This is a genomic window from Streptococcus mitis (genome assembly GCF_002096925.1).
Classification (GTDB): Bacteria; Bacillota; Bacilli; order Lactobacillales; family Streptococcaceae; genus Streptococcus; species Streptococcus mitis_AF.
Window position 1 is genome coordinate 91572 of the sequence record NZ_NCVN01000080.1, and the last position, 11861, is coordinate 103432.

An 11861-nucleotide genomic window follows, 5' to 3' on the forward strand; every position below is an offset into this window, starting at 1 on the left:
TTATAGAAAATTGGAGGAACCTGTTATGACAAACACACGTCGACTTTCGACCATTGCGATTCTATCAGCCATCTCATTTGTGCTGATGTACTTTGACTTTCCGCTTTTGCCAGCGGCGTCCTTCCTCAAGATCGAATTTAGTATCTTGCCAGTCCTTGTGGGTCTGGTGGTCATGGATTTGCCTGCTGCTCTAGGAATTCTCTTGCTTCGCTCACTCTTGAAATTGCTTCTTAATAGTCAAGGAGTGAATACTTACATTGGTTTGCCGATGAATATCGTAGCTTTGGGAGTTTTTGTCATCGTATTTGCTTTGATTTGGAAAAAGGAACGGACAACCCTTCGTTTCCTACTAGGCTCTCTAGCTGGGACTATTGGTTTAACCGTGGCTATGTTGGTTCTCAATTATGTTTATGCTGTTCCTTTGTACGCTAAGTTTGCTAACTTTGATATTGGAAAAATTTTGGGACTTTCCAACTACCTAATGACCATGGTATTACCTTTTAACTTGATTGAAGGAGTAATCTTTTCCGTTTCATTCTGGTTGTTGTATATTCTCTTGAAACCAACTTTAAAACATTATGAGAGATAAACAAACATTTTTAATGAAGGGCAGTTTTGCCCTTTTACTTTTCGTTATTCTTGGCTATATGGTCAAATTTTACCCTGAAACGCTGGTCGGTTTTGACCAACCGATTCAGACTGCAGTTCGAGGAGACTTGCCAGATTATTTGACTATTCTTTTCCGAGCCATCACACGCTTGATTGATATTCCAGTGATTATCACTTGGGTTGTCATTACAGCTTTTGTCTTTTATCGTAAGCGGTGGAAGATAGAAAGTTTCTTCATGCTGGGAAATCTGGCTTTGGCAGGTCTTTTAATCGTGACCTTTAAAAATATTTACCAGCGCCCACGACCAGCTATTTTACACTTGGTTGAGGAGAAGGGATTTTCTTTCCCAAGTGGCCATTCTCTGGCTGTGACGCTGATGGTAGGGACTTTGATTGTTATTCTTAGTCAGCGGATTAAAGATTCGGTCTGGAGAAAAATCGTACAAATCGTCCTTGGCCTCTACCTAGTCAGTGTGTTGGTATCAAGGGTCTATCTGGGAGTTCATTATCCATCAGACGTTCTTGCCAGTCTCTGTGTGGGCTTGGGAGTCTTGTTTATCGAGTTTCCCTTCTATGACAAGCTACGCTTCCAATGGCGATTTAAAGGCAAGCAGAAGTGAGTATCAAATTCCCTTGAGGAGAAAGAAATGAAAGTCAATATAGCAGATCTTCATCCGACTCAACTATACTTATCAGAAAAGAAGTTGCAAGATATTCAGATGCTTTACCAGTCGGCAGAAACAATCCAAGTCGATCCAATCAGTATTCTTGCCTTTGGAGATTGCTTGTTGATTACAGATGGGCATCACAGGGCTTATCAGGCTTTATTGGCAGGTCGGGATACGATTTCTGCTGAGTTTGATAGAGATGGTGGTGATGAACTATATCATCTCTATGCGCAAGCCTGCGAAGAAAGAAAAATTTACTCTGTTCTGGATTTAAAAAATCATATCTTAGCTCAAGATGAGTATGAAGCAAAATGGTATAACTGGTGTGATGGTTTTAATCAAGCAGCAACTCTTTTGTTGAAAAGGAAAGCAGATGAAACGGATTTTACAAATAGATAATGCACTGCGTCTTGTTCCTTATTATAAGGTCAATCATTGTGAAGAAGCTTTTGCTTGGTATCAGGATGTGAACTTGGTTCACCTCGTAGATGGTGTGAAGAGACCTTATAGTCAAGAAACTTTGGAAGCTATGTATTCCCATTTGGATCAGCATGGTGAGCTTTTTTGGATTGAAGTCAAGGAGAAGGGAGAATGGTTTCCAATTGGGGATGTTACACTATCTCAGGATAATCTCCCCATTGTGATTGGGAATTCCGCTTACCAACATCGAGGACTTGGGAAAAAGATTCTAAGTGCTTTGATTGAATTGGCTCGAGTAAAAGGATGGAAAGAATTGAGAGTCAAGGAAATCTACACCTACAATCATGCTTCTAGGAGGTGTTTCAAGTCGCTTGGATTTGTGGAAAATGGAGCAACAGAAAAAGGAACGAGTTTTGTATTGAAATTAGTCTAATCTAACTTGTTTTTTAACTCAAAATCTGATAAACTATGTAGTAATTGAATAGAAATCTGCAAGACTAGTAACTCAAGGGAAGTATATCAGGGAGGAGAGCCGTGACTGAAAGCTCTCTATATGAAAGCTGGGTGAATTCACTTGCGCATGGATTTAGAAATGAAGGTCTGATTTGTCAGATGAAAACGGATGGTACCGCGTGTCAACGCTCCGAGTGGAGTTTTTGGCATGTGGTTTTCTTTTTATCTACGAGAGACTGATGGAGGAATTATGTCAACTATTGAAGAACAATTAAAAGCGCTTCGTGAAGAAACGCTGGCTAGCTTGAAGCAGATTACTGCTGAAAATGAAAAAGAGATGCAAGAATTGCGTGTCTCTGTCCTTGGTAAAAAAGGTTCGCTTACTGAAATCCTCAAAGGGATGAAAGACGTCTCTGCTAAGATGCGTCCAATTATCGGGAAACACGTCAATGAAGCGCGTGATGTCTTGACAGCTGCTTTTGAAGAAACAGCTAAGCTCTTGGAAGAAAAGAAAGTCGCAGCTCAATTAGCTAGTGAGAGCATTGATGTGACACTTCCAGGTCGTCCAGTTGCGACTGGTCACCGTCATGTTCTCACACAAACAAGTGAAGAAATCGAAGATATTTTCATCGGTATGGGGTATCAAGTCGTGGATGGTTTTGAAGTGGAGCAAGACTACTACAACTTTGAGCGTATGAACCTTCCGAAAGACCACCCAGCCCGTGATATGCAGGACACTTTCTACATCACAGAAGAAATCTTACTTCGTACCCACACGTCTCCAGTTCAAGCGCGTGCAATGGATGCTCATGATTTCTCTAAAGGCCCTTTGAAAATGATCTCACCAGGGCGTGTGTTCCGTCGTGACACAGACGATGCGACCCACAGTCACCAGTTCCACCAAATTGAAGGCTTGGTTGTTGGGAAAAATATCTCTATGGCTGATCTTCAAGGAACCCTTCAGTTGATTGTGCAAAAAATGTTCGGTGAAGAGCGTCAGATCCGTCTGCGCCCATCTTACTTCCCATTCACAGAGCCATCTGTTGAGGTGGATGTTTCTTGCTTCAAGTGTGGTGGAGAAGGCTGTAACGTATGTAAGAAAACAGGTTGGATCGAAATTATGGGGGCCGGTATGGTTCACCCACGTGTCCTTGAAATGAGTGGTATCGATGCGACTGTTTACTCTGGATTTGCCTTTGGTCTTGGACAAGAGCGTGTAGCTATGCTCCGTTATGGAATCAACGATATCCGTGGATTCTACCAAGGCGATGTCCGCTTCTCAGAACAGTTTAAATAATGATTAGAAAAGTAGAAAAGGCAGATGTTGGGGTGTTGTCCAAAATTGCCAAACAAACCTTTCGTGAAACATTTGCTCATGATAATACAGAAGAGCAGTTACAGGAATACTTTGAAGAGGCTTATAGTTTGAGAGTTTTGTCAACTGAGTTGGAAAATCCAGAATCCGAAACCTATTTCATTATGCATGAAGAGGAGATAGCTGGTTTTCTCAAAGTCAACTGGGGAAGTGCTCAGACTGAGAGAGAATTAGAGGATGCTTTTGAAATTCAACGTCTCTATGTGCTACAAAAATTCCAAGGATTTGGACTAGGTAAGCAACTGTTTGAATTCGCTCTTGAACTTGCTACCAAAAATAGTTTTTCTTGGGCTTGGCTAGGTGTTTGGGAGCATAATACAAAAGCTCAAGCATTTTATAATCGATATGGTTTTGAAAAATTTAGCCAACATCATTTTATGGTTGGTCAAAAAGTAGATACAGATTGGTTACTGAAAAAGAAATTAAGGTAAGAAGATGATTCTTCTATTGAAATGATAGGAAAGGAAAAGAACTAGAGTGGCAACTGTCATTCTGGAGAACTAAATTATGCTTGTATCTTATAAATGGTTAAAAGAATTGGTGGACATTGATGTGCCATCACAAGAGTTGGCTGAAAAAATGTCAACTACAGGGATCGAGGTAGAAGGTGTCGAATCACCTGCTGCTGGTCTCTCAAAAATTGTCGTCGGTGAGGTCTTGTCTTGCGAAGATGTGCCAGAAACTCACCTCCATGTTTGTCAGGTTGACGTTGGCGAAGAAGAAGCCCGTCAAATCGTTTGTGGTGCCCCAAATGTGCGTGCTGGAATCAAGGTTATGGTGGCTCTTCCAGGAGCTCGCATCGCTGACAACTACAAAATCAAAAAAGGAAAAATCCGCGGTCTTGAGTCACTTGGGATGATCTGTTCACTTGGTGAATTGGGAATTTCTGACTCAGTTGTGCCTAAGGAATTCGCAGATGGCATCCAAATCTTGCCAGAAAATGCCGTTCCAGGTGAGGAAGTCTTCTCATATCTAGACTTGGATGATGAAATCATCGAACTTTCAATCACACCCAATCGTGCGGACGCTCTTTCTATGCGTGGGGTGGCTCACGAAGTGGCAGCCATCTATGACAAGGCAATCAACTTTAAAGAATTTACTCTTTCAGAAACTGACCAAGCTGCAGCAGATGCTCTTTCTGTGGTCATTGAGACAGACAAGGCGCCTTACTATGCAGCTCGTATCTTGGACAATGTGACTATCGCACCAAGTCCACAATGGTTGCAAAATCTTCTTATGAATGAAGGTATCCGTCCTATTAATAATGTGGTGGACGTGACCAACTACATCCTTCTCTACTTTGGTCAACCAATGCACGCCTTTGACTTGGATACCTTTGAAGGGAGTGACATCCGTGTGCGTGAAGCGCGTGCTGGTGAAAAATTGGTGACCTTGGACGGTGAAGAACGTGACTTGGACGTGAATGACCTAGTCATCACTGTCGCAGACAAGCCAGTAGCCCTTGCAGGTGTTATGGGTGGTCAAGCAACAGAAATCTCTGAAAAATCTAGTCGTGTCGTTCTTGAAGCTGCAGTCTTCAACGGAAAATCAATCCGCAAGACTAGCGGTCGTCTCAACCTTCGTTCTGAGTCATCTTCTCGCTTTGAAAAAGGGATTAATGTGGCAACTGTTAACGAAGCCCTTGATGCGGCGGCTAGCATGATTGCAGAACTTGCAGGTGCGACGGTGCGCAAAGGCATCGTTTCAGCGGGTGAACTTGATACCTATGATGTGGAAGTTTCTTCAACTCTTGCTGATGTTAACCGTGTCCTCGGAACTGAGCTTTCATATGCTGATGTAGAAGACGTCTTCCGTCGTCTTGGCTTTGGTCTTTCTGGAAATGCAGACAGCTTTACAGTCAGCGTACCACGTCGTCGTTGGGATATCACAATCGAAGCGGACCTCTTTGAAGAAATCGCTCGTATCTATGGTTATGACCGCTTGCCAACCAGCCTTCCAAAAGACGATGGGACAGCTGGTGAATTGACTGCGACGCAAAAACTTCGTCGCCAAGTTCGTACCATTGCTGAAGGGGCAGGTTTGACAGAAATCATCACCTACGCTCTAACAACTCCTGAAAAAGCAGTCGAGTTTACGGCTCAACCAAGTAATCTTACTGAACTTATGTGGCCAATGACAGTAGATCGTTCTGTCCTCCGTCAAAATATGATTTCTGGTATCCTAGATACAGTTGCCTACAATGTGGCTCGTAAGAATAAAAACTTGGCCCTTTACGAGATTGGAAAAGTCTTTGAACAAACAGGTAATCCAAAAGAAGAACTTCCAAATGAAATCAACAGCTTTGCTTTTGCCTTGACAGGCTTGGTTGCTGAAAAAGATTTCCAAACAGCAGCAGTTCCAGTTGATTTCTTCTATGCTAAGGGAATCCTTGAAGCGCTATTTTCTCGTTTGGGACTCCAAGTAACCTATACGGCAACATCTGAAATCGCTAGCCTTCACCCAGGTCGTACAGCTATGATTTCACTCGGTGACCAAGTTCTTGGTTTCCTTGGCCAAGTGCATCCAGTCACTGCTAAGGCTTACGATATTCCAGAAACGTATGTGACTGAGCTCAACCTTTCAGCCATCGAAGCTGCCCTTCAACCAGCTGCTCCATTTGTGGAAATCACGAAATTCCCAGCAGTTAGCCGTGACGTTGCCCTCCTTCTCAAGGCAGAAGTGACTCACCAAGAAGTTGTGGACGCTATCCAAGCTGCCGGCGTGAAACGTTTGACAGATATCAAACTCTTTGACGTCTTCTCAGGCGAAAAATTGGGACTTGGTATGAAGTCAATGGCTTATAGCTTGACTTTCCAAAATCCAGAAGACAGCTTAACGGACGAAGAAGTCGCACGCTATATGGAAAAAATCCAAGCGTCTCTCGAAGAAAAAGTCAATGCAGAAGTGCGTTAAAGTATCAATCCATCCTTCGGGGTGGATTTTTGCTTTTCAAATAACAATTCAGGATCAAAAATAGACAGTTGAGGAACAGAAGAGATAAATTAGAATTTAGCACTGTATAATGTACTCATAACTCAAAGTACCCCAAGATTTTTTACTAAAATGAGGATGATAAAAATGGACAGAAATCATTGTAAAGGCTATCAAAAAGGAGTATAATGAGTGCAAGACATTTCGGAGGTGAAAGATGCTAGAAGTAAGAAGTCTAGAGAAAAGTTTTGGACCCAAGCAAGTTTTGTTTGGTATTGACTTTCAAGCGCGACCAGGTCGTATTTTGGGATTAGTCGGGAAAAATGGTGCTGGGAAGACAACGATTTTCCACAGTATTTTGAAGTTTTTAGAATACCAAGGAGAAATCAGTCTAGATGGTCAGGATATTCGTCAAGAGACCTACACTCGGATTGGCTATCTGCCTGAAGAACGCAGTCTCATGCCTAAATTGACAGTCCTTGAACAAGTTCGCTACTTGGCGACTCTAAAAGGTATGGATGCCAAGGAAGTCAAGGAAAAACTCCCTCAATGGATGAAGAGGTTGGAAGTGAAAGGAAAGCTGACAGATAAAATCAAGAGCCTGTCAAAAGGAAATCAGCAGAAGATTCAGCTCATCATTACTCTGATTCATGAGCCAGACTTGATTATCTTGGATGAGCCTTTCAGTGGCTTGGATCCAGTCAATACTGAATTGCTCAAGCAAGTCATCTTTCAGGAAAAAGAGCGCGGAGCAACCATTATCTTTTCTGACCATGTCATGACCAACGTCGAGGAGCTTTGTGACGATATTCTCATGATTCGAGATGGCCGTGTGGTCTTGCATGGGCCGGTCCAGGATGTCCGCAATCAATACGGGAAAACGCGTCTCTTTGTTTCAAGTGAACGAAGTAAGGAAGAATTGGAAAATCTTCCTCATGTCAAACAGGTGAGTTTGACCAAACAAGGCAGTTGGAAATTGATCTTAGAGGATGAGAGCGCTGGAAGGGAACTCTTCCCAATCTTGACTCAGGGGCAATACATCGCAACCTTTGACCAGCAAGCGCCAACAATTGATGAAATCTTTAAACTAGAATCAGGGGTGGAAGTATGAGAAATATGTGGGTTGTAATGAAGGAAACCTATCTTCGACATGTTAAGTCATGGAGTTTCTTCTTTATGGTGATTTCGCCGTTCCTCTTTTTAGCCTTATCTGTAGGAATTGGCTACCTCCAAGGGTCTTCTATGGCCAAGAATAGCAAGATAGCAGTAGTAACAACAGTGCCATCTGTGGAAGAAGGGCTCAAGGGTACTAATGGTATCAACTTTGATTATAAGGATGAAGCCAGTGCCCAAACTGCTATCAAGGATGAGAAAATCAAGGGTTACCTAACCGTCGACCAAGAGGACAGCGTCATCAAGGCCGTCTATCATGGTGAAACCTCTCTTGAAAGTGGCATCAAACTAGCTGTAACCAATAGACTAAATGAACTGCAATACCAACTCAATCGTTCGGCAGCTAATTTGTCTCAAGAACAGGAAAAACGCCTGAGTCAAACCGTTGATTTTACTGAGAAGATTGATGAATCTAAGGAAAACAAAAAAATTGTTCAAACCATTGCGGCCGCAGGGCTTGGTTTCTTCCTTTATATGATTTTGATTACCTATGCTAGTGTCACTGCTCAGGAAGTGGCTAGCGAGAAAGGAACCAAAATCATGGAGGTGGTCTTCTCTAGTATCCGAGCTAGTCATTATTTCTACGCTCGCATGCTGGCTCTGCTTCTTGTGATTTTGACCCATATTGGCATTTACGTCGTGGGTGGACTTGCTGCCATTCTTCTCTTTAAAGACCTACCAATCTTGGCACAATCTGGTATTTTAAACCATATAGGAGAGGCTTTCTCGCTCAACACCTTATTGTTTGTCTTGGTTAGCCTCTTTATGTACGTTGTTTTAGCAGCCTTCCTAGGTTCTATGGTTTCTCGTCCTGAGGACTCAGGAAAAGCCTTGTCGCCTTTGATGATTTTGATTATAGGTGGTTTTTTTGGAGTGACAGCTCTAGGTGCAGCTGGTGACAATCTCATCTTGAAGATTGGTTCATATATTCCCTTTATTTCGACCTTCTTCATGCCATTTAGAGCCATTAATGGCTATGCAAATGGGTTAGAAGCTTGGATTTCGCTTGCGATTACGATTGCTTTTGCAGTAACTGCAACAGTCTTTATCGGACGTATGTATGCTAGTCTCGTTTTGCAGACAGATGATTTAGGTCCTTGGAAAACCTTTAAACGTGCCTTATCTTATAAATAGAAGAGCCTCGCGAAAGCGAGGTTTTTTAGAGACAAAAAGAGTGGAATTTAGAAAAATATTTTTCATATCTATTGACTTTTAGGGGTGAAATTTGGTATGATAGTAGGCGGTATTGTTTACCCCATTTGAAAGGCCCCGGAACCTTCCAAATACTTTTCGATGGGAAGGAACACCCATCACCGTAAACAAAAATCGAACTATATATAGGAGAAATCATGAACAAAACAACATTTATGGCTAAACCAGGCCAAGTTGAACGTAAATGGTACGTAGTTGACGCAACTGATGTACCACTTGGACGTCTTTCTGCAGTAGTTGCTAGCGTACTTCGCGGAAAAAACAAACCAACATTTACACCACACACTGATACAGGTGACTTTGTAATTGTTATCAATGCTGAAAAAGTTAAATTGACTGGTAAAAAAGCAACTGATAAAATCTACTACACTCACTCAAACCACCCAGGTGGATTGAAACAAATCTCTGCAGGTGAACTTCGTTCTAAAAATGCAGTACGTTTGATTGAGAAATCAGTTAAAGGTATGCTTCCACACAATACTCTTGGACGCGCTCAAGGTATGAAGTTGAAAGTATTTGTTGGAGCTGAGCACACTCACGCTGCACAACAACCAGAAGTTCTTGACATTTCAGGACTTATCTAAGGAAAGGAACAATAAAGTATGTCACAAGCACAATATGCAGGTACTGGACGTCGTAAAAACGCTGTTGCACGCGTTCGCCTTGTTCCAGGAACTGGTAAAATCACTGTTAACAAAAAAGATGTTGAAGAGTACATCCCACACGCTGACCTTCGTCTTGTCATCAACCAACCGTTCGCAGTTACTTCAACTGTAGGTTCATACGACGTTTTCGTTAACGTTGTAGGTGGTGGATACGCTGGTCAATCAGGAGCTATCCGTCACGGTATCGCTCGTGCCCTTCTTCAAGTAGACCCAGACTTCCGCGATTCATTGAAACGTGCAGGACTTCTTACACGTGACTCACGTAAAGTTGAACGTAAGAAACCAGGTCTTAAGAAAGCTCGTAAAGCATCACAATTCTCAAAACGTTAATCAATACGATTATATCAACGTTTCAAAGCACTTTGCAAAGATTTTGCAAAGTGCTTTTTTGTCGATTTTTGAGCTCGAATAGCTTTGTGATAACCTTCTGATAACCTCTTCTAAATTTTTAAAATCATGAATTATTTTGCTTTATTGAGATAATCTGCAAATTTGTCAATGGAGTTTTTCTCACCAGTTTTTGTGGTGTGGGTATAGACATCTAATGTTATTTGACTGCTTGCATGACCGAGACGTTTTGATGTATTAGAAGGATCGATTCCAATTTCAGACATAAGTGTTGCATGTGTATGTCTAAACCCATGTGGGCTAATTGGTTTTAATTTATGCTTTTTAATAATTCGATTCAGTACGTTATTAATGTAATCAGCATGCAAAGGTTCAATTTTGTCATTACTTGATATGTAAGAGAACATATATTCGTTACTAATATTCAGCTTTGTAAGAGGCAACTGAGATTGTTCTTTTAGATAGAAATTTCTCCATTGTTTAATAATATCGATTGTCTCATCATCAAGATAGATTGTGCGAACTGAAGATTCATTCTTTGTGCTCTTTTCAATCGCTTTACCGTCAATTCTTCCTAGACTTTTGTCTATGTTCAATAGATTTCTATCAAAGTCAATATCAGCCCATTTTAAAGCGTATAACTCCCCTTTTCGAAGTCCACTAAATGCAAGAAGTCTAAATAAGGCAAAATGTTTAAATGGCTCAGTTTCTTTCACTATATCAAGGAAATGATGTAATTCCTCCAGAGACCAAAAATTATCTGATCTAGTTTTTTTGATTTTAGGCATGATAACATTCTTCATTGGATTTCGATCAATGTAGTTCATGTTGATTGCAAAATCAAAAATTTTTGAGGTATAGGATTTTATCTGCTTGATATTTTTGAAAGTCTGAGATTTTTGTGTAATAAAATTTTGACAGTCTAAAGGACTGATTTGGTCAATAAATTTATCTCCAAATATTGGTAGAATGTGTATTCGATAGATATTCTTTGTTTGAGAAGAAGTTGTTTCTTCAACGGTACCAACATATGCCTTAAACCATTCTTGATAAAGTTCTTTATAAGTGACTTTTGGATTATGTTTATCAGCATTTACTGTAGGGGCGACGACACCAGCTTCTAAACGAGCTTCGTACAATTTTGCCTCTTTTTTGGTTTTGAATCCTCTCTTTAAGTGCCTTTTTTTCTTTCCATAAGCATCTAAGCCAATGTAAAAGCTGACATAGTAAAGGATTCCTTTTTTTGTTTTGTATTTGTGTATAGACATTTTTTCTCCGTATCTAAGTTTTCGGAGCTTATGTAATCGAGAAATGAGTGTCTATCTATTTTTTCTATCTTCTTGGCGGATAGCGTATTCGTCTGTTTTAATCCAGCTCTGCCAAACTTTAGAATCTTTATTTTGGTGATTCATATAGTCTATAAACTCAGACATAAAACGTTTGTTTTTCTCAGCTAGGTATTCTGAGAATATATGACGAAATTCATCTGAAAAACTATCATCAAGTGGTAGTGTTAATGCCCTTTCGCCAAATTCGATACTTTTCTTTAACTTCTCCATATCGCTTTTAAAAGGTGTCACAGAACCAATTTTAGATGTTTTGAAACTATCTGTAACAATTTTAAGATTTGATGGAGCGTGTGGGTTGCTATCAAGTCCCATAATGTAAGCAACGGAAACATTAAAGTATTTTGCTAATTTTTCAGCATTATCTTTTTTAGGTTTGCGGATTCCTTGATTGTATCCAGAAAGTGTAGGATAGGCTATATTTGTAGCTTCGCTAATTTCTGTCAATTTTTTTCCGCTATTTTCTATCAGTTTAGTAATATGATTGGTCATAAGAACCTCCTTTTTATCATTATAACACATTTTATTCTTTTTGAATAAAAAAGCTTGACAAAAATTCAAAAAGGATATATAATTCAAAATGAATAACAAATTAAATGGTTTCGGAGCTTATTTAATTTAGAAATGAGGTGTTAATTTATGTCGGAAACTACTTTAGTTG

General features: G+C 40.5%; 13 protein-coding genes. 11 read left to right on the top strand and 2 right to left on the bottom strand.

The window, feature by feature from the left end; translation table 11 throughout:
- Window positions 1-25: 25 nt before the first annotated feature.
- From B7692_RS08245 to rpsI, 11 genes are all read left to right on the top strand, one after another.
- Window positions 26-589, top strand: coding sequence for an ECF transporter S component (locus B7692_RS08245; protein WP_000185822.1), 564 nt, complete (start codon window positions 26-28; stop codon window positions 587-589).
- Entirely contained in the window at window positions 579-1229 is a 651-nt protein-coding gene (locus tag B7692_RS08250) for a phosphatase PAP2 family protein (protein WP_049542531.1), read from the top strand. The genes B7692_RS08245 and B7692_RS08250 overlap by 11 nt, the downstream gene beginning before the upstream one ends.
- Window positions 1230-1256: 27 nt before the next feature.
- Window positions 1257-1676 carry a chromosome partitioning protein ParB gene (locus tag B7692_RS08255; protein ID WP_084930410.1) on the top strand — a complete coding sequence of 140 codons (420 nt, stop codon included), beginning with the start codon at window positions 1257-1259 and terminating at the stop codon, window positions 1674-1676.
- A 4-nt stretch (window positions 1677-1680) separates the two neighbouring features.
- The gene (locus B7692_RS08260; protein WP_192855497.1) at window positions 1681-2130 is read left to right on the top strand and encodes a GNAT family N-acetyltransferase; all 450 of its coding nucleotides are present in this window, start codon (window positions 1681-1683) and stop codon (window positions 2128-2130) included.
- Between the two features lie 270 nt (window positions 2131-2400).
- Entirely contained in the window at window positions 2401-3447 is a 1047-nt protein-coding gene (gene pheS / locus B7692_RS08265) for a phenylalanine--tRNA ligase subunit alpha (RefSeq protein WP_004257215.1), read from the top strand.
- On the top strand, window positions 3447-3956 hold the full coding sequence (locus B7692_RS08270) for a GNAT family N-acetyltransferase (protein ID WP_084930412.1): 510 nt from the start codon (window positions 3447-3449) through the stop codon (window positions 3954-3956). Before pheS ends, B7692_RS08270 begins: the two co-directional genes overlap by 1 nt.
- 76 nt (window positions 3957-4032) lie before the next feature.
- Complete coding sequence (gene pheT, locus B7692_RS08275) at window positions 4033-6438, top strand: phenylalanine--tRNA ligase subunit beta (RefSeq protein WP_084930413.1); 2406 nt, start codon at window positions 4033-4035, stop codon at window positions 6436-6438.
- 235 nt (window positions 6439-6673) lie between these two features.
- Window positions 6674-7567, top strand: coding sequence for an ABC transporter ATP-binding protein (locus tag B7692_RS08280; protein WP_084930414.1), 894 nt, complete (start codon window positions 6674-6676; stop codon window positions 7565-7567).
- Window positions 7564-8763 carry an ABC transporter permease gene (locus B7692_RS08285; RefSeq protein ID WP_049542523.1) on the top strand — a complete coding sequence of 400 codons (1200 nt, stop codon included), beginning with the start codon at window positions 7564-7566 and terminating at the stop codon, window positions 8761-8763. The genes B7692_RS08280 and B7692_RS08285 overlap by 4 nt, the downstream gene beginning before the upstream one ends.
- A 215-nt stretch (window positions 8764-8978) precedes the next feature.
- Entirely contained in the window at window positions 8979-9425 is a 447-nt protein-coding gene (gene rplM / locus B7692_RS08290; RefSeq protein WP_001044624.1) for a 50S ribosomal protein L13, read from the top strand.
- Between the two features lie 18 nt (window positions 9426-9443).
- On the top strand, window positions 9444-9836 hold the full coding sequence (gene rpsI / locus B7692_RS08295; RefSeq protein WP_000075973.1) for a 30S ribosomal protein S9: 393 nt from the start codon (window positions 9444-9446) through the stop codon (window positions 9834-9836).
- A 131-nt stretch (window positions 9837-9967) separates the two neighbouring features.
- On the opposite strand, the gene B7692_RS08300 is transcribed toward rpsI, so the two are convergent.
- Together B7692_RS08300 and B7692_RS08305 are read right to left on the bottom strand one after the other, a co-directional pair.
- On the bottom strand, window positions 9968-11122 hold the full coding sequence (locus tag B7692_RS08300) for a site-specific integrase (RefSeq protein ID WP_084930415.1): 1155 nt from the start codon (window positions 11120-11122) through the stop codon (window positions 9968-9970).
- Window positions 11123-11173: 51 nt separating this feature from the next.
- Window positions 11174-11692 carry a helix-turn-helix domain-containing protein gene (locus B7692_RS08305; RefSeq protein ID WP_000181350.1) on the bottom strand — a complete coding sequence of 173 codons (519 nt, stop codon included), beginning with the start codon at window positions 11690-11692 and terminating at the stop codon, window positions 11174-11176.
- Between the last annotated feature and the right edge of the window lie 169 nt (window positions 11693-11861).

Coding starts and splice junctions, on each gene's coding strand:
- rplM (WP_001044624.1), top strand. CDS start 8,979: ATGAACAAAACAACATTTATGGCTAAACCAGGCCAAGTTGAACGTAAA.
- B7692_RS08300 (WP_084930415.1), bottom strand. CDS start 11,122: ATGTCTATACACAAATACAAAACAAAAAAAGGAATCCTTTACTATGTC.
- B7692_RS08305 (WP_000181350.1), bottom strand. CDS start 11,692: ATGACCAATCATATTACTAAACTGATAGAAAATAGCGGAAAAAAATTG.
- rpsI (WP_000075973.1), top strand. CDS start 9,444: ATGTCACAAGCACAATATGCAGGTACTGGACGTCGTAAAAACGCTGTT.
- pheS (WP_004257215.1), top strand. CDS start 2,401: ATGTCAACTATTGAAGAACAATTAAAAGCGCTTCGTGAAGAAACGCTG.
- B7692_RS08250 (WP_049542531.1), top strand. CDS start 579: ATGAGAGATAAACAAACATTTTTAATGAAGGGCAGTTTTGCCCTTTTA.
- B7692_RS08270 (WP_084930412.1), top strand. CDS start 3,447: ATGATTAGAAAAGTAGAAAAGGCAGATGTTGGGGTGTTGTCCAAAATT.
- B7692_RS08255 (WP_084930410.1), top strand. CDS start 1,257: ATGAAAGTCAATATAGCAGATCTTCATCCGACTCAACTATACTTATCA.
- B7692_RS08245 (WP_000185822.1), top strand. CDS start 26: ATGACAAACACACGTCGACTTTCGACCATTGCGATTCTATCAGCCATC.
- B7692_RS08280 (WP_084930414.1), top strand. CDS start 6,674: ATGCTAGAAGTAAGAAGTCTAGAGAAAAGTTTTGGACCCAAGCAAGTT.
- pheT (WP_084930413.1), top strand. CDS start 4,033: ATGCTTGTATCTTATAAATGGTTAAAAGAATTGGTGGACATTGATGTG.
- B7692_RS08285 (WP_049542523.1), top strand. CDS start 7,564: ATGAGAAATATGTGGGTTGTAATGAAGGAAACCTATCTTCGACATGTT.